10 protein-coding genes are annotated in these 17,393 nt (G+C 47.8%); 1 reads left to right on the top strand and 9 read right to left on the bottom strand.

Annotation, left to right across the window (positions count from 1 at the left end):
* Positions 1 to 382: 382 nt before the first annotated feature.
* A complete protein-coding gene (locus tag B0I18_RS16640; protein WP_106523860.1) occupies positions 383 to 1,885 on the bottom strand; it encodes a T9SS type A sorting domain-containing protein in 1,503 nt (500 codons plus the stop codon).
* Between the two features lie 121 nt (positions 1,886 to 2,006).
* Positions 2,007 to 4,172, bottom strand: a complete 2,166-nt coding sequence (locus B0I18_RS16635; protein WP_106523859.1) for a beta strand repeat-containing protein — start codon at positions 4,170 to 4,172, stop codon at positions 2,007 to 2,009.
* Positions 4,173 to 4,179: 7 nt separating this feature from the next.
* Here B0I18_RS16635 and B0I18_RS16630 point away from each other — a divergent pair, with 7 nt between their 5' ends.
* Positions 4,180 to 7,383, top strand: coding sequence for a ligand-binding sensor domain-containing protein (locus tag B0I18_RS16630; protein WP_106523858.1), 3,204 nt, complete (start codon positions 4,180 to 4,182; stop codon positions 7,381 to 7,383).
* On the opposite strand, the gene B0I18_RS16625 is transcribed toward B0I18_RS16630, so the two are convergent.
* The 7 genes from B0I18_RS16625 to B0I18_RS16595 all read right to left on the bottom strand — a co-directional run bounded on the left by B0I18_RS16625 (position 7,377) and on the right by B0I18_RS16595 (position 17,373).
* Positions 7,377 to 8,006, bottom strand: a complete 630-nt coding sequence (locus B0I18_RS16625) for a response regulator (protein WP_106523857.1) — start codon at positions 8,004 to 8,006, stop codon at positions 7,377 to 7,379. The two genes, B0I18_RS16630 and B0I18_RS16625, sit on opposite strands and share 7 nt — an antisense overlap.
* Positions 8,007 to 8,692: 686 nt before the next feature.
* Positions 8,693 to 10,456: a T9SS type A sorting domain-containing protein gene (locus tag B0I18_RS16615; protein WP_106523855.1), complete on the bottom strand. Its 1,764-nt coding sequence runs from the start codon at positions 10,454 to 10,456 to the stop codon at positions 8,693 to 8,695.
* A gap of 141 nt (positions 10,457 to 10,597) precedes the next feature.
* The gene (locus B0I18_RS25115) at positions 10,598 to 10,756 is read right to left on the bottom strand and encodes a hypothetical protein (RefSeq protein ID WP_181358497.1); all 159 of its coding nucleotides are present in this window, start codon (positions 10,754 to 10,756) and stop codon (positions 10,598 to 10,600) included.
* A 111-nt stretch (positions 10,757 to 10,867) separates the two neighbouring features.
* Positions 10,868 to 11,488, bottom strand: a complete 621-nt coding sequence (locus B0I18_RS16610) for a response regulator (RefSeq protein WP_106523854.1) — start codon at positions 11,486 to 11,488, stop codon at positions 10,868 to 10,870.
* A 24-nt stretch (positions 11,489 to 11,512) separates the two neighbouring features.
* A complete protein-coding gene (locus tag B0I18_RS16605; RefSeq protein ID WP_181358496.1) occupies positions 11,513 to 14,563 on the bottom strand; it encodes a sensor histidine kinase in 3,051 nt (1,016 codons plus the stop codon).
* Between the two features lie 126 nt (positions 14,564 to 14,689).
* The gene (locus tag B0I18_RS16600; RefSeq protein ID WP_106523852.1) at positions 14,690 to 15,337 is read right to left on the bottom strand and encodes a response regulator; all 648 of its coding nucleotides are present in this window, start codon (positions 15,335 to 15,337) and stop codon (positions 14,690 to 14,692) included.
* Complete coding sequence (locus tag B0I18_RS16595) at positions 15,334 to 17,373, bottom strand: sensor histidine kinase (protein ID WP_106523851.1); 2,040 nt, start codon at positions 17,371 to 17,373, stop codon at positions 15,334 to 15,336. Before B0I18_RS16595 ends, B0I18_RS16600 begins: the two co-directional genes overlap by 4 nt.
* Positions 17,374 to 17,393: the final 20 nt, after the last annotated feature.

Below are 17,393 nucleotides of genomic sequence, written 5' to 3'. Positions count from 1 at the left end.
CTGGCCCTGTACTTTAGTTCGTTTGTCATTCCTTCGTCCAATTTTTACTAACCGTCCGGACTTATTTCTTTTAGGCGTACAAGGCATTTTTAGCACTTTTTCTACAGTCTTGATTTTTGCTTCTTTGTATTAAGACAAAGAAGAATAAAAAATCAGGGTAAGTATACCGGAGTCCCCCAACTTTTTCGCTTGATCCGTTGTAAGCTGCACAAACTGCAGGCTTTTCGTTCAGCATTTTAGACTTGCCCAGCTATCCGGAGCGTACCCAACATGGATCATAAGACAAGGTGTATGGTCAGAAAGCATAAGATGCTGTTTGGGATAGATATAAAAAGAGCCGGGTTAGAAAACCCGGCTTGCTCTTACTTATATCCAGCCAATATCAGGGCTGATATAAGATTTTGAACGTTTCCAATCTGTTATCATGCTCTATTTTTAATAAATAGGCGCCTGCAGCCAGAGAGGAAAGTCGCATTACTCGAACTAAACCATCTTTGGGTATGTCGGCCCGTACCTGGCGGCCATGGATATCGATCAGCATAATCCTCGCATTTTCATACCCTGACGGCATATCCACATACAAGGTTCCAGCCGTGATCGTTGGATATACCCGGACGGCGCCCCTGCCACAATCGAAACGAATGGCTTTTACAGTAGTGGTGTTATGCTTTCCGTCGGCATCTATCTGTACGATACGGTAGTAGTTGATGCCGGCATCAGGATGTTCGTCGGTAAAGCTATAATCCTGCACGTCGGTGCTGTTGCCTGCGGCTTGTACTTTACCGATCACGTTGAAGCTGCGGCCATCGGCACTCCGTTCGATCTCGAAATGATCGTTGTTGTGCTCCATTGTTGTGCTCCAGCTCAATAAGGCTTTACAGCCGTCATGAGCTACATCGAACCTGCTGAACAATACAGGAAGCGGGGTGCCGATGCTGCCGATCCCGATAGCCGTAATACCGGCAATCAGGGTACCGCTGAGTGTAGCGCCTTCATTGGTGCCGGTAGCTGTGGCAACGCTGCTCAGGTTTATCCAGGATGTACCATTCCAGCCCACAAGACGAAGGTCTGGCGCAGATATGCCTGTTGGCGTAAGGTTAGGCATAGAAACAGTAACGGTAAGCCCTGCCCCGGTACCGGATACGGGTATCCAGTCCCATTGTCCTGCTGTGCTCACCGATGTGATGGGTGTGGTCACGGAGTTCGTGGGATGCATTGCATTTGCATTTGAGGGATCTCCGTTGGTGCCCGGGTCTCCCGCTATCCAGGCCACACTGTACTGGTTGGTAGCCGATGCCGGCGCAGATATGGAAAGTGCACGGATATCCGTTCCGGAACCCACCGGGAAGGTAAAGGCATCGTTACCGGTTTTGCTGACATAGCCGTTTACATGCTGTACATCCGTGGTGCCGCCGGTATAGGTAGCATTATCTGCAAATTTTACAGAACCGCTATTGGTATTGCTTCTTACTGTAGTGGTAATGCCATTACTGAATTGAGCCTGGCCTGCAATACTGATACCCTGTGTATTGGTAATGGCCATAGTAGTACCGGCGCCGGTGTTGAAGTGTACATTGTGAAAGGTAGGGGCTGCACTGCCGCTTATCGTATTGCTTCCTGTACTTAAAAACAGGTCGAGACTATTGGAGGCGGCAGTCCAGCTGCCGTTATTTTGCAACAGGTTATTACCGTGCTCATAAGTAGCATTGTTCGATAAGGTAACGCTGCCGTCGGCCAGCACTATTGTGCCGGCAGCCGAGTAGTCGCTGATATAGCCGCCATCAACAAGATAAGGTGCATTGCCACCACCATAAGTGGTGTTTTGCGCCTGTGCTGAAGCGGCCGCAAAGACCAGCGCTATGGCTATTAAAAAGTTTTTTTGCATGATAAAAGTTTTTAAGAAGCTCCCGATGCCAAGGACATCTGAAGCGGTGAGCTATACGGATACAAAGGCCTTACAAACAAACATTTTTTTCGTTTGCCTGCCAGTGGGTAGCTACCCGATCTTAGTTTACCGGGATTGCGTAGATCTGGTTTTCGCCGGCACCGGCGGAACAAAATCCGTATACTGTGGGCGTAAAACCATAGGTTTCCACATTACCTACAATGTAATAGTAGGTCTTAGGCGCATTGGTCGTGTTGCTAAGGGCTACTGTACCATGCAGCATGTTACGGGTCATACCCGTGCTGATGTTACCGCTCATGAGGTTACTTCCTATCAGATCTGCACTTGGTCCTCCGGTTGGGGAATCAGCAAAGGTCGACCTTACCCAAAGGCTCTGATCAGCAGGAACGATAAAGGTACCAGCGAAAGGGGCAGCAATGGAAAGGAGCATATCGGCAGTAACTTTGAAGGTACTATTGGCTGGTAAAGTGATTGTGGCACCGGTGTAGAGCCAACCGGTTGTACTGGCTGTTATATTCACGCCAGATGTTGTGATTGCTCCCTGTAAAAGCTGTATAGGAGCAGGAGGAACGGAAAGTACACCGGCAGTAAGGTTTATTCCGGTACCTAAAGTTACATTACCTACATCACCGGCAGCATTACGACCGGTAATAGTTGTTGGTGTACCGGCAGCGGTAGTGATACGTGCAGTACCTGCTACGTGCAGCGTCTGGGCAGGCGTAGCTGTTCCGATACCTACATCGCCGGCTCCGGTAATACGCATCAGCTCACCAACACCGGCAGCGGGTACGACGCCAGGCGCAGCGGTTGAGAAACGGAAGCCGCCGCCGCCAGTGCCGCGGTAGTTTATAAGTTCTGTTGCACCTTGTCCTGTGTTAACAGAATTCCAAACCATTGCAGAACCTGAGTTGCTTGCGGTAAGTACTTCGCTGCTTGCTTTAATACCACCGGCAACATCCAGGGTGTAAGCAGGAGCGGTGGTACCTATACCTACATTGCCTGCAGCAGTTACGCGCACTTTCTCAGTATTGCTGGTGCGAATAACCAATGGTTGGGCATCGCCTGTGCCGATGAAGTTGGTAGCGGGGTTGGTTCCGGTATTTCCGGTGAGATTCCAGTCTGCATTATCGGCGGTGGTATTCAACACACCAGCTGTAAGGGAAAGACCGGAACCTAATGTTACAGCGCCCACGTCTCCGTTATTATTGCGGCCTGCAATGGTTGTTGGTGTGCCAGTGGCATTTCTTATACGTGCAGTACCGACTATGTCTAATGTTTGTGTAGGTGCAGCAGTGCCGATTCCTACATTACCTGCAGCGGTCACACGTACCTGTTCTGTATTGTCGGTGCGGATAACCAATGGCTGGGCATCGCTTGTGCCAATAAAGTTGGTAGTAGGGCTGGTACCGGTATTTCCGGTAAGGTTCCAGTCTGTATTGTCTGTTGTGGGAGTGGCAGAGAGCGTACCGCCTGAGAACGCCAGCCCTGAACCTATAGTTACATTACCTATATCCCCGGCAGCACTGCGCCCCGTAATAGTAGTAGGCGTACCAGCAGCGGTGCTGATGCGTGCTGTACCAGCCACGTGTAAGGTTTGTGCGGGTGCAGAGGTACCAATACCTACATCGCCATTACTCTGAATACGCATCAATTCGGTACCGTCTCCATTTGTACCACCTGCAAAAAAAGTGTGCGTAGCGCCCGGGTTTACATGATAATTAAGCTGGTTGCTGCTCACACCGATACCATAGTGATTTGTTGTGCCGCTGCTAAAAAAAGAGATCTTTGATCCGATTACTGATTCAAAAGATAATGGAGATAAAGGATTTGTGTTATTAATACCCACCTTGCCTGCAGCGGTCACACGTACCTGTTCTGTATTGTCGGTGCGGATAACAAATGATTGTGAATCAATTGTACCGATGAAGTTAGTAGAGGGATTGGTGCCGGTATTTCCGGTAAGGTTCCAACCGGAGTTGGTTGCAGTGGCAATGGTCCATACCGGTGCGGCAGGTGTTCCTGTATTTACCTGCGCCTGGTTTGTTGTTGTATTATAGATCATAAGGCCGTTAGCCGGGCTTGTGATGGCATTGCGCTGCGTGGTAGTCATCCTGGGCAGCAGTAAGCCTTTGTTATTGCCGGTGCCGCTCGTTACTTCCAGCATGGCGCTTCCGTCAGGAGCACCGGCAGCGCCGATCTTTGTTTGCGCAAACGCAGGGCTTGCGGCGAGCAGCGCAAGACCCGCGAAAAGGTAATACTTTTTCATAAAAACAATGTTTTGGTTCAGCCGATATTGGCGCAACAAAGGTGAATGTTCCCGAAGAAGCCATTTGTATGAGAACTTCAAAACTTCATGTAGGAATGTGTCCGTGTTTCTTTCTTTTTTTGCAAGACGGCTTTGTATGATTAAACACTACAAGGGCGTAGTACCGGGGGCAAACGTGATATATTATCCTGCCTTACGGCTATCTTTGCCGGGTATGCGTTATCTCATTTGTAAAAAGGCCGCACTGTTATTCATGACGCTTCTTATAGCGCTGGACGTAATGGCTATATCACCGGATTACAGTGTAACACATTATACCAATGAGAATGGCCTTCCGCAAAACAGTATAAAGGGCATTGAGCTGGATAAAAACGGCTTTCTTTGGTTGGCAACAGAATCCGGCTTATTGCGTTTTGATGGCAGGCAATTCAAATTATATGACCGGAAGCACTTCCCGGTTATGGTATCGAACCGGATAATCGGATTTATGGGATTGACCGAAGATAATGTGGTCTATTTCTATGATGAGCATCTCAACTACTATTCCTTTAATAAACAACGGGAATTAACCCGTATAGATGCGAAAGCAATTCGGCGAACACCGGACGGTTATGATCCGCGGCAATTGGATATGGACCAGATAAAAGGTAAAGACGAAGGCTTTTTAGGTGCCAGGGATACTGTTTACTACATGTCCGGTACCAAAAATTTATGGAAACGTTGGTTGCCGGATATCAACCAGGAGGCCTATAAGGTAATCGGAAATTTGAATGAAAAGCTCTATTACCTGGATAAGCAGTTTAAAATTAAAAGTGTTGATAGCAAAGGGAACATAAAGGACGTATTGCTAAAAGGCGTTCATCCCGGTCTTACGGTAACAGGTCTTTACAATTATTGTTTCTTTCAACAAGCCCGGGACTTGTATTTATTAATAGGTAAAGGCATTTATCAACTCCATGAGTCAGGTGAACAGGAACTGACGGCGGAATTAGTGCTGCAAACCGATGTTCCGGGTATCTATGCTTATCGCAATTACCCATCCCTTAATCTCCAGGTAGTGGGTTCCTTAACACACGGACTTTACCTTTATCGTAAAAAGCAATTTAAGACTTTACGCTACATCAATGGGTATGGTAATTTCTATCCGCAGGCTGTTTACCGGGACACAGGCGTGTTGACCAACTGGGGCTTAATCTATCCTTCTTCTTCAAAGTTCGGTTATCCTTTGGGCATTAGGGATATCGGGAGAAGCTTGCTGCGGGATAACAGGGGACACTATTGGATAAACTCCTGGTTGCTCCGGGATGGAAAGTTCTATAACATTATTGAACTGGATGAACAGCTAAAAATGGTGAAAAGATACGGTGGGAAAAGTGCGCTCTGTTATCAGCAAACACCGGACGGTACGATATGGGTATTGACACATGACGGGTATCAGTATCGTATGGGGCAGATTAGCGGAGATTCTGTGAAATTGATACCTCATCTCCGTTCCAAAACGCCTGTTGTTACTTTTTTGCCTGAGAACAATGAAACATTTTGGATCGGAGGCGTTAATAGCTTCGTAAAGCTGAATGTACGTACGGGTAAGAAACAACACTACAAGAGCCTGGAACAATTTACCATTGAAACCTTATACCTGGATGACGACAAAGTACTGTGGATCGGTACAACGGGTAATGGGTTCTTTGCCTTGAAGGAAAATAAGGTCTACGCGCTTCCCTTGGATATCAAAAACAACCTGACTAATGTTCACGCTTTCCTGGAAGATAAGCATGGATTCATGTGGATGAGCACCAATAACGGTTTGTTCCGCTGCAGGAAGGAAGCGCTTACCCATTTTATAGATCGAAAGACAGCTACCGTTTACTACCAGTATTTCAGTAAGGAATCGGGTTTTAATACGAACGAATTCAACGGAAGTTGTTCCCCATCTGCGGTAGCCCTGGGCAACGGCAAATTTTCATTCCCCTCCCTGGACGGGCTTGTACAATTTTACCCGGACAGCATCAACGAAGTACTGCCTGTAAACAAAATATTTGTCGACAAATTATTAATCGACGGGAAGCCGCAACTGCTGGCCGGTAACAGGATCAACATGGACCCGTCTTTCAAATACCTCGAAGTGCAGGTAGCTTCACCTTACTTTGGCCATCCGGCCAATCAGATGCTGGAATACAGGCTTAGCGGCCTGGATAGCACGTGGCAACCTTTAAAGGAAGACAATACTGTAGTGTTTAATAATCTCGCATACGGCAAGTATAATTTACAATTCAGGAAACGTGGCGGTTTTGGTGAGCACAATGTTGTTACAACAAGTGTCCTGTTATCGGTTAAGCCATTCTTCTACCAGACGATCTACTTTAAAGCCGTGCTATTGATTGCCGTGTGCCTGCTCGTACTCTTAATCGTAAAATTGAGGTTCGCTTACCTGGTAAAACGTAATAAGGCGCTGGAGCTGGAAGTAGAGCAACGTACACTTCATTTGCGTAGTGCCAATCACCTGAAAGAAAAGATACTGATGATGGTAGGGCACGACCTGCAATCGCCCTTACATTTCCTGGGTTATCTTTCTGAATCCAATTATGAAGCTTTGGTGGCTGAAGAGCATGAAAAAGCAGGACAAATAAGCAGGGAAATGAAAAATACGACAAAGAAGATCTACGCCTTTGTTGACGAATTTAACCTTTGGGCAAGAGTACAGGATGAGCGGTTCAATTTAAATAAGACGGCATTTCCTTTAGGTAAGCTCCTTAATGAACTTCACGTTTTTTATAAGGAGATATTGGAACTTCGCGGAAACAGGCTTACGTTTACGATAAACGGGGAATACGAATTGTATACCAATAGGGAACTGCTCAAAGCTGTACTGCGCAACTTGGTGGATAATGCAAATAAACATACGCGCAATGGTGTAATTGATATTCACTTTTCGGAAGACAAAAATGAAACGTGCCTTATCCGGGTATCCGATACCGGTAACGGCATGTCCGCAGAAGTCCTGGGCAAGCTGAAAGCATTGATCTCCGAAAGAGATAAAGTCTTCACTATAGAGCCGGGCAGCAAATTGGGTTACCAATTCATTATCGACTTTGCCCTCAGGCTAGGGGCAAGGATAACGATAGACAGCGAAAAGAATAAGGGTACCACCGTTTCCCTCCATGGTATAAGGGCCGCAGTTTCTGTCACCAAGACGTTGCATCATCATTGAAGACCATAAATGGAAGCTAATTCCGTCAGTTCTTTTCTTTCCCCGATCTCCAGTTTATCGTAAACACGTTGTTTTAGGGTATTTACAGTACCGTATTGCACCTGGAGTATTTCGCTGATCTGTTTTTGCGTAAAGTCTTTGATAAGATACATAGCCACCTGGAACTCCCTCGGACTAAGCCTTTCGAAAGGGCTGATGGATTTACCTGCTAAAGAATGTTGTAATAAGTTGTCGGCCAGTTCCTCACTTACATATTTTTTGCCTGCCAAAATCGTTCTGATCGCTTTCACAATTTCGTTCGTAGGCGCATCTTTTTTCAGATAACCGTGTGCGCCCAAATGAATGGAACGTAAGCCATAAAGGGTTTCGTCATTCATGGACAGGATAAGGATTTTTACTTTGGGGTGAATGTTTTTTATGTAGGGCAGTAAAATGCTTACATCGGTATTAGGCATTACCAGGTCGAGTAAGATCAGCTGATATTCTTTTTTTCTCATTTGTTCTATCACACTTTCCGCATCCCAAGCTTCATCTATGGTATAAACGGGGAAAAACTCCTTAAGCATTATAGTTAATCCGAAGCGGACAATTTCGTGATCATCCGCGATTAAAATCGATTGCATACTGGTTCGTTTGGTCCTGCGAAGATAATTATTCGATTCATTTTTGCACCGGCTGGCAAACGCGAAAAAAACTTTAACGCTTTCTTTGGCTTGTTTGTATATCTCAGCGAAAGTGAACAAACATGCGCATCTGATCCAAATCCATCTTTCAGGTCGCTAAAGCAAAGGCCTGCCGGTAACACAGGCCTGGCAATGGGATGGCCTGTTGGCGCATGGAAGGAACGCTATTGGAAAACAAGCGATTGAGAACAGGGTTGCCCCTGTTCAACAATCGCTTGTCTTTTAAATCGGATCAGTCGGAATTTCTGGGGAATTAAAAATCGAGCCTGCAGATCCGTTCCTCTATTATTTATTCAAGGGAAATTCATAGGGATCGCTTTAGCTATCCTGGATAGATAAATATACTGCAATACCAGGTCCTGGCGGGCGAATGGGGTCCCGCGAATTTCATTTTTTCTTGCTGCGAGCGCGGCGCCGCAGCGAGAAAAAAATAGCGTTGGATTAACCGAATCGCTTTGTCGGCCCCATATGCTTCTTTGTCTTTTTGCCTGATCGGATGTGTCGGTAAAAAGCATTCTTCCCCGCGACCTATTCGGCTAAGGCCGTTGCGCATAGCATGACGGACATGGACCAGGGCTTTAATCTATCTTAAATCCTTTACGGGCCAGCAGTCCTGGAAAGAAGAATTATTGCTTCACCAACTTACCATGTTTCATTTTACCATCTACCGACAAGCTATAAAAGTACACACCTGTTGGCAGTTGCTGAATATCTATCGCATGCTTACCCGCATGCAGGTATTCCTTTTCCAACAGCATGCGCCCGGTATTATCGACCAGTTTAACCGAAGCATGGACCGTTCCGGACGGTATCGTTATCGTTACCGTAGTGCTCGCCGGATTGGGGTAGATACTTACGGACAAGGGTACTTCCTGCTCATCCTTAGGCGGGGCTGGCCGGGCGCCCGAACCCACAATATTAGCACCATTGTTTGCAATTTTGAAATAGCTTTTCTTAGAAACAGAACAGCCGGAAACCGGGTCGACTACGTTTAAGTCGGCACAATAAACTCTGTCGCTGAAATCGGCTAATGTCATGGTCGTAATATCTCCATCCTGAATAGCCTCGTAGAATTTACTAAAATAGTTAGCAAAACTGAAAGCACCTGCAGTAACATAATAGGGCGGATTGTTCTTATTAAATTTAAGATTGTTAAGATTAAAGCTCAGGGTTCCGGTCCATGGACCGGTATGGCTGAAGGAAGAAAGTATAGGAGATATCCTGTTGCCACTTGTATCTACTGCGTAGACCTCTACCGTCGCGTTTCCATCAACATGGATCCCGTACATGCCTACCGTCTGTGCTCCCATCCATCCGGGCGCAGCATCAATATTATCCTGAAAAACAGAAAGCGTAGCATTAGTTGCCGGCGCCGGTGCTGTAATCGGCAAAGTAGTTTGAACAGGCCTGCCGCAACCGTTATTACAAGCAGGTTTAGAATAGCTGGCTAGTATGGTAACCGGCGTTACCTTGATGGTTTTTTGTCTGTATCTCCGGTAGGACACTTCGTTACAGACATCCGGAGTTAACTCATAGGTAACCCTGAGCAGCCCCTGGTAACTCCCCAACGAAAACAGGTTAGTCAGGTTCAGGCTCTGATTTTGATTATTGCTCAGCACGATCGAGTCCGGGGGTAACCAGATCGTACCGTTATTCTTTTCTATTTTAAGTGTTGAGGCCTCGAAGGTATTGTAGCCGATCCAGTCCTGGATATCCTGCAGGATCAGTGGCGACGTAGCGCAAGTAAAAAACTCTTCTGTATTGCCGGTGTTGCAAAAATTTCCGTTGATCGAAAAATCAAAGAGCGAACGTCTTAACGTATTTACACGCGCCACTTCGGCAAAATCGCCAAAAGGCTGCCAGGTTATATCATCGTAACCATAAGCAGTACTCAAGGGGGTAGTGAACACGTCCGTCCATCCTCCGGAAGTAAGCCTTTGCAAGGTTGTTGTGGCCCGGTACCAGCCATTCCGGGCTACGTATATCGACACGGGTTGGGTGAAAAAATCAGCCGTCGTGAAAGAGGTAACCACGTTAACGGGTATCCCGGCTACAGAAACGGTGTTGCCGTTACGAAGAGTAACATATACTTCGCTGTGAATGGTAGATGCAAGACCGGACTGTAACACGCCCTTGTATAGCTTTATTACCGCCCGGTAGTCGGCAAAGCCCGGCAGGTTAAGTATGTTGAGCTCGAAATTTACGCCTATACTTGCCAAACCGGTCGTACAATCCTCGGATAGCAAAGTACAATGGGTAAAACTCCGCGCAGGTATGGGCGTTGGGGGCTCCCAGGGGTGGGGCCGGATTTGTGCTATAGCGGCAACAGAACCCAGCAGGAACAAAGCGGCCAGCAATGCCGGCAAAGAATACTTAAATATCTTTTTCATAGGATCATTTTTAGATGCCTGCCCGTTAAGTTTTGGGGCATGCGATTGTGGGGAAATCCCGGAGCCTGTAACCCTGTTTTGCGGGGCAAGACAGGCAGGTCATCCGGATGAATGCGAAGAGGACAGCTAATGGCACATGCCCTAACGGTCAAAAAGCATGGTAGTCATGCGTGGGAGGCCCTGGGATTGCGGGGTGCATCTGCCGGGAGATCCGTTACCGCTTCTTTGTTGCAGGATGTAAGTCGCTGTACCCTTTGGCGCCAGGCCGGGCAATGCGCATAATACTTTTTTGTTGCTCATAATTGTGTTTGTTTTAAAGATTAATGATGACACAAATATGATGCTTTATGGCAGCGCCTCAATAGCCAATTATAGGTACACGATGCCTGGCCTGTGACCTGCCGGGATGTCTTATTCCCGGTGCTTATAATACCAGGCAATCGCTTCTCCGATAGAGGACAGGTGAAGTTTGTCGTAGATGCGCCTGGTATGGGTATTAACTGTATTGAAGCTTAGCTTAAGGCGGTCGGCAACCATTTTATAACTCAGGCCCTCGGCCAGCAATGCCAGTACTTCCTGCTCCCTCGGACTCAGGGGCGATGCTACTGATTTTGGCTTGAAGTAATCGAGTACTTTCTGGGCGATGGAAGGATTCATCACCGCTCCGCCCTGGTAGACCTCCGTGATTGCCTGCAGCAGGTATTGAGGCCGGTCCCGTTTCAGGATATAACCGCTGGCGCCGTTCCTGATACTGGTAAATATCTTTTCATCATCTTCAAAGGCCGTCTGCATCAGCACCTTAATTTCCGGGTGCTGTGTTTTGATCTGTAACAAACCATCAAGACCATCTACCACCGGCATATTGATATCCATCAGTACTACGTCGGGGTAATATTGTTCCATATCCCGGAGTACCGTACTGCAATCGGGCGCATCGCCGGTATACAGGAATTCATCCTGGAGGCCAAATAAAGCCTTCAGGCTATTCCTGCGATCTTCGTGATCATCATATACAAAAATGCGTATCGGCATAAGTAAAAATAAAGAAAGGAGGTGCTATGCTTTGTCACTAAATAATAGTACAGGGATAATAACCGTGACTGTGGTACCCTGCGCAGGAGCCGACCGGATCGTAAAAGTGCCCCCCGCTTCTTCGGCCCGTTTTTTCATATTGGCCAGCCCGTTTCCGGTAGCTTGCCCGGGCACGTATCCCTGGCCGTTATCTTTGACCACCAGGGTCAGCTTATCTTCTTTTATATCCAGGTCTACCGACAGGTGTGTGGCCCCGCTGTGCTTTACTGCATTATTGATCGCCTCTTTGGTAATCAGGATGATATTCTTCCGGGTCGTCATGTCCCTGACCTGCTGGTCCACCTCTTTACTGATGCGGATTTCGTACCGCATAAGGGTAGCGCCCAGTATGTCGCAGGCAAAGTTGGTGATCCTGTTGTTTATGGAAGTAACTTCCTGGTTGCCCGATTTCATGCTCCAGATCATATCATCAATCCGGTCGGCAAGGCCCCAGGATTGCAGCTCTATACGCTGCAACATTTCCTTTGCCTGTTCTGTATCTTTATGTATCAGTTTGCTGGCCACCGCACTATTCAACTGCAGGCTGCTTAAAGAGGCGCCTATATCATCGTGCAGGTCTGCAGTTATTTTATTGCGTTGTTGGTCCAGGGCCAATTGTTGCTGCAAGGCGATCCGCTGCCGGTTCAGTTTCCTGCGTATCCATATGCCGCCGGTAATCGTTGTGGCCAGCACAGCGACCAGTACACCAAACCATAATTCACGATAGAAGGGGAGCGCGATCGTAAAGTAGATCGTTTTCTGAGGCCTCGTCTTATTGCTGTATTTATCATAGATGCCCAGGTCCAGGGCATAATGGCCCGGAGCCAGGTTGTTGAAGCTGATGGCCGAATGCTCCGGTTGGTAATGCCAGGCGTGATCTGCTCCTGCAAGCCGGTAAACCAGCTTATGCGACTTATTGCTGCCCAGGTCTTTTACGATGGCATTGATGATGATATTATTTTCTGTATAAGGTAACTGCAAATGACGGACCAGGTTGGCATTGATATCCGGCAAATAGCTTTTATGATTGACCAGTATTTCATCTACATACACTTCGGGCTTGTAATAATAGCTTCTTTTTAAGGGCGGCTTGAAATAGTTGAAGCCGCTTACTCCCCCGAAAAGCAGGGTGCCGTCGGTAGCTTTGTAAAAAGAGCGGTTGTTGTAATCCCAATCCTGTATGCCATCATCCTGGTCATAATTGATGATCTGTAAGTTTTGGGCATCGATGCTACTCAGGCCGCGCTGGTGGCTGCACCAAGCATTGCCCTGGTCATCGAGCAGCAAGCCGTAAATGTAGGTGCCCGCCAACCCGTTATTGGCATCGAAACGCCGCAGCAGCCCGAAATGCCTGTCGAGCAGGTACACGCCCTTATTGGTGCCCACCCAGTAGCGTTCGCGCAGGGTGTCTTCCTGCATGTAGAACGACTGCACACCCGGCAGGATACGCCGTACGAATTTTAGGGTATCGGTACCGGTAATGTCCGCCAGCCACATATCGCGGTCCAGGTAACTGACCGCACAACGGTTTTGGCTGAGTAAGCTGATATAAAATGTATTGTTATAGGGTTGCCCCGTCGCCGCGACCACCTTCCCGTTTTGAAGCCATGCAAGTCCTGATACGAACGAGATGATTACCCGGCCATCTGGCAGCACCTGCAAATGCTGGCATTCTCCCAGGCCTGAAGCTTCCGGTACGATGCCTTTCAACGCCAGTTTCCGGTCCTTTCCCCAAAAGAAAATCCTGAGTTGCCGGTTCTTATAATACATTTGGTAGATCCATGTTCCCTGGCGCAGCTTATCTACGGTCATCCGGTAGGGGGTTGCCGGGTCGAGGGGAATCGTGTATTTCATTTTTTTTAATTCCCTGGTCCTGTGATCCAGCACCAGGTTATACTGCATAATATAAATATCTCCATTGGGAAAGGCCCCGAACTCGCCGATACTGAATTCCCGGAGCTTGGCAAAAACGCTGTTTTCTTTCGGGTGCTTGGGTAGAATTTTTGGAGTAAAATCATAGATAATCTGGCCGAAGCCATCATCGCACATCCATAAGCAGCCGGCTTTGTCAAAGCTAAACGTGTACATCGTTTTCGATTTCTGGATGTCGCTTTGTAGCCATTGGTATTGCCTGCTTGGTTTATCGTTAAACAGTAAACCGTTATCGCTTTTCAACACTACTGTTGTTGCATTGCAGCAAATGGCAGCTACCTTTCCCAGGGCAATCCCGCCCATATGGGTAAGGGGCATGACGCGGGCTGTAGCGATATCATATATAAGCGCGCCGTTTGCCGTGCCTAACCAGACCCGGTTTTCCGCGGCATCGTAACAGGACGCCAATATGACCGGTTTTTCTTTTTGTTGTGAACCCAGTTTTATTTCATAAACAGTTTGGGTAGCTATATTCAGGGTACAGACGGCGTCCCTGCCGAATACCCATATGTTGTTATCGCGGTCCATAAAGGGCCAGCGTTCATAGAAGCCTCTTTCGGATTGTGCATAGACATGGATCGAAGCCATTGCAGGCAGCGGGAGCCTGGCGATATAGCTGACCTGCCCGTTACTGACCTGGTAAGTGGCGATTTCGTAATTTTTATTGAAGCACCATATCTTGCCTTCCTTGCAGGCAAAAGGCATTGCCAGGTCTTCCTTACCATTCGTAAATATTTTCCGCAGGCTGAATTTGTCGGTATTGCGGTTGTAGATGTACAGGCCTCTTATACTGCCTATATAGATATTACTCTGTTCGTCTTCGGCAAAGCCATACCCTTGCTGAAGGTTGGCACAGTTTTTAAAATATTTATCGAGATGGTACACCTTTACGGTGTTGCCATCATACCGGTTAACGGCGTCGTTGCAGGTAATCCACATAAAGCCGCGGCTATCTTCAAACCGGAAATAATTGGATCCCTGCGACAGCCCGTCGTTCTGCGACAGCCGTCTTGCAGTAAAGTCAAGGTCGGAAGATTGGCCGCTGGCAATTTGGGTAAAACATAACAGCAGCCCAAAATGCAGGAGGATAGTAATGTATTTCAATTTCCAGGCTAATGGTTTATAGGTTAAGGCAAATATATGATTATTGATCATACGCCTTGAGTGAAATAAACCTTTGCCTTGAAAAGAAATAAGCAGTGATGTTGCAGGATGATCCTGCAGGTAATTTTATTTTGCCAAACCCAGCCGCAGCGCAATACCCACCAGCTCTGCTGAGTTTTTAGCATACAATTTTTTTAACAAAGCCAGGCGGTGGGTCTCCGCCGTCCGTGCGCTGATCGAGAGTTTATCCGCGATCTGCTGCGTGGTATCACCCATCACGATCAGTTGCAACACTTCATCTTCACGGTTGGTCAATGTATAGGGCACCGTACTGCCGTTTTTCTGGGGTTTCAATACACTGAGCATCAGGTGTTCCTTCAGTGACGGTTCAATAAACTCGACACCCCGATATGCCGATTGTATGGCTTTGATGAGCGTGGGCTGGTCGGTACCTTTAAGCAGGTAGGCCAGGCAACCGTGGTGCAGCATGCTTTTTACCATGGTAGGGGCATCCAGGCTGGTCAGTACCACCATGCGTACGCCCGGGTATTGTTTGCTGATCATGGCCGCCAGTTCGTTACCGCTGTAGTCGGGAAACAGGATATCCAGCAGCAGCACATCGGGTTGTTGTTGCATAAGGCCTTCCAGCAGGGCTTTGCCAGTGGTATAAGTAGCAACGATTTCCATAGCCGGTTGTGCAGACAGCATCATCTGGATGCCATTAACAGCGATAGGGTGGTCGTCGGCAATAGCAATTTTTATTTGTGGATTCATTGCAGTACAGGTGCTGAAAAAAATAAATGATCAAATTCCAAATGGACCGATGTGCCTTTACCGGGGCGGCTGTCGATATCAATAAAGCCGTGCATCACGCGCAGCCTGTTTTTGATGCTCACCAGGCCTAGTCCTTCAATGGCTTTTGCAGGGTCAAATCCTTTGCCATTATCTTCTATGGTAATGGTAAGCAGGTTGTCGCTCAATATAGCCAATTGCACCAGTATATGCGAAGCATCAGCATGTTTGATAGCATTCTGCAGTAGTTCCTGGATGATACGGTATATCGACAATTCATATTCTTTATCGAGCGGTGGCAGGGTACCGTGTTTCTGAAATTCTATTTCCAGCGCTGTGTCGCGCCTGAGGCTGTTACAGAAATAAAGCACCGCGTCTTCGAGCCCGCCTTCCAGCAACATATCGGGCATCAGGTTATGGGCTGTGCTGCGCAGGTCGCGCGTGGCATCCTCCATCTGGTCTACCAGCTGCCGGTAATAATCTGTAGAGAGGTAGGCCGCACAATCCATGTCTTTATAACTTTCGGGTACGCTCTTCATTTTCATTTTGATGGTTGAAAACTGGACCATAATACCATCATGTATTTCCCTGGCCATCCGGGCCCTTTCTTTTTCTTCTCCTTTGATCATCGACTGCAGGCTTTTTATTTCCTGGTCCTGCTTTACGCTATTGAGTACCTTCTGCTGGCTACGCTGGCGGTTCCTGAACTTACGGTACAATATAAAGAGCAGTCCGCCCAAGACGGCCAAACCCGCGCCGCCTGCAATCATCCAGAGGGTAAAGCGGTTGCGGGTACGGCTGAGCAGCAGTTGCTGCTTAGCCAGGTCCTTATCGCGGTTGGCAATGCCCAGTTCGGACTCCAATGCGTACACCGAAAGCATTTTCTCTTTTATCTTTTGTGCGTTAAGCAGCTCCAGGCTTTTTTGCTTTTGGGCGTAGGCCAGCTTGTAATCGCCTTCCTGCTCTGCGATTGCGGCCAGGATCTCGTAAGCGTGTAAACTGTTTTCAAGGTCGAGATTGCCTTTGTTGCCCGACTGCCGCAGCACCTCATTGAGGTATATTTTAGCTTGTTTCAGATCGCCCTGTTCGTACAATAATCCGCCCAGCCTTGCTTTGGCGCCGATCATATTGGTATAGTCGTTGGCCCTTTCCGCAAGCTGTATGGCTTTACGGAAAAGTGCAGCCGCCTCCTTGGGGTTATGGTAATGTGCCTGCAACCGGCCCAGGCCAATAACGGTAAGGGTAATCTCGGGTTGCACACCCATCGATTGGTGCAGGTAAAATTCGGCAGAGTCATAAGCATTTTGCTCCAGGTGCATCAGGCCTATATTGGAATTAACAATCGCTGCTTCCTGCTCCAGGCCCTCTTTTTTGCCGGTATAAGACAGGATCGTGCGCCGGGAGCGGTGCAGATAGGTCATGGTTCGCTGGTAATTACCGACACCCGACCAGAGCAGGGCAATATTGTTGTAGATAGCGCTGACCTCCTTTACTTCTTTTACGTTTTGACAGGTAATACCCGATACGAGCCGTTCGGCCAGGGTTACATAACGATACATGGAGTCGAACTGCGCCTTATTAAAAAAAGGCCCGCTCATACAGTTATAAAACATAGCCAGCGATGTACGGCTGCGTAATCCTTTAATAGCATGGGGTTCCGCTATACGGTAATAACGGATCGCTGCATCATAGTCGCCGCCTACATTGCTCAGCCGGCCCATATTGGCCAGCGATGCGGCAATGCCGGCTTCATAGCGCAGCGTTCTGCTTTTGGTCAATGCCTCCTGTAGCAGGTGTATGGCACTGTCGGGGTAAGCGGCCGAAATGACGATGGACCGGTTGACCAGGTCACGCACGATCAGTGTATCGGCCGGCCCGGGTGCTGCGGGCGCTTCCTGCCGGCCGACGGAACTCCCGTTTCCCGTTCTGGGCAGACCATACTTGCTTTCCTGTCCGGAAGCAGTAGCGCATACTGCCAGGAACAAGGTGATCAAGCGTAAAAATCTTCCTGGAATCATGATTGAAAATAGTAAAAAAA

The sequence above is a fragment of the Taibaiella chishuiensis genome (assembly GCF_003014535.1).
GTDB classification, from domain to species: domain Bacteria; phylum Bacteroidota; class Bacteroidia; order Chitinophagales; family Chitinophagaceae; genus Taibaiella; species Taibaiella chishuiensis.
Note: the sequence above shows the minus strand (reverse complement) of the source record. Positions and strands in the feature narration are given on the sequence as shown.

What these genes read in the sequence shown, in the direction of transcription:
- B0I18_RS16640 (WP_106523860.1), bottom strand. Translation starts at nt 1,885, where the DNA reads ATGCAAAAAAACTTTTTAATAGCCATAGCGCTGGTCTTTGCGGCCGCT.
- B0I18_RS16635 (WP_106523859.1), bottom strand. Translation starts at nt 4,172, where the DNA reads ATGAAAAAGTATTACCTTTTCGCGGGTCTTGCGCTGCTCGCCGCAAGC.
- B0I18_RS16630 (WP_106523858.1), top strand. Translation starts at nt 4,180, where the DNA reads ATGTTTTGGTTCAGCCGATATTGGCGCAACAAAGGTGAATGTTCCCGA.
- B0I18_RS16625 (WP_106523857.1), bottom strand. Translation starts at nt 8,006, where the DNA reads ATGCAATCGATTTTAATCGCGGATGATCACGAAATTGTCCGCTTCGGA.
- B0I18_RS16615 (WP_106523855.1), bottom strand. Translation starts at nt 10,456, where the DNA reads ATGAAAAAGATATTTAAGTATTCTTTGCCGGCATTGCTGGCCGCTTTG.
- B0I18_RS25115 (WP_181358497.1), bottom strand. Translation starts at nt 10,756, where the DNA reads ATGAGCAACAAAAAAGTATTATGCGCATTGCCCGGCCTGGCGCCAAAG.
- B0I18_RS16610 (WP_106523854.1), bottom strand. Translation starts at nt 11,488, where the DNA reads ATGCCGATACGCATTTTTGTATATGATGATCACGAAGATCGCAGGAAT.
- B0I18_RS16600 (WP_106523852.1), bottom strand. Translation starts at nt 15,337, where the DNA reads ATGAATCCACAAATAAAAATTGCTATTGCCGACGACCACCCTATCGCT.
- B0I18_RS16595 (WP_106523851.1), bottom strand. Translation starts at nt 17,373, where the DNA reads ATGATTCCAGGAAGATTTTTACGCTTGATCACCTTGTTCCTGGCAGTA.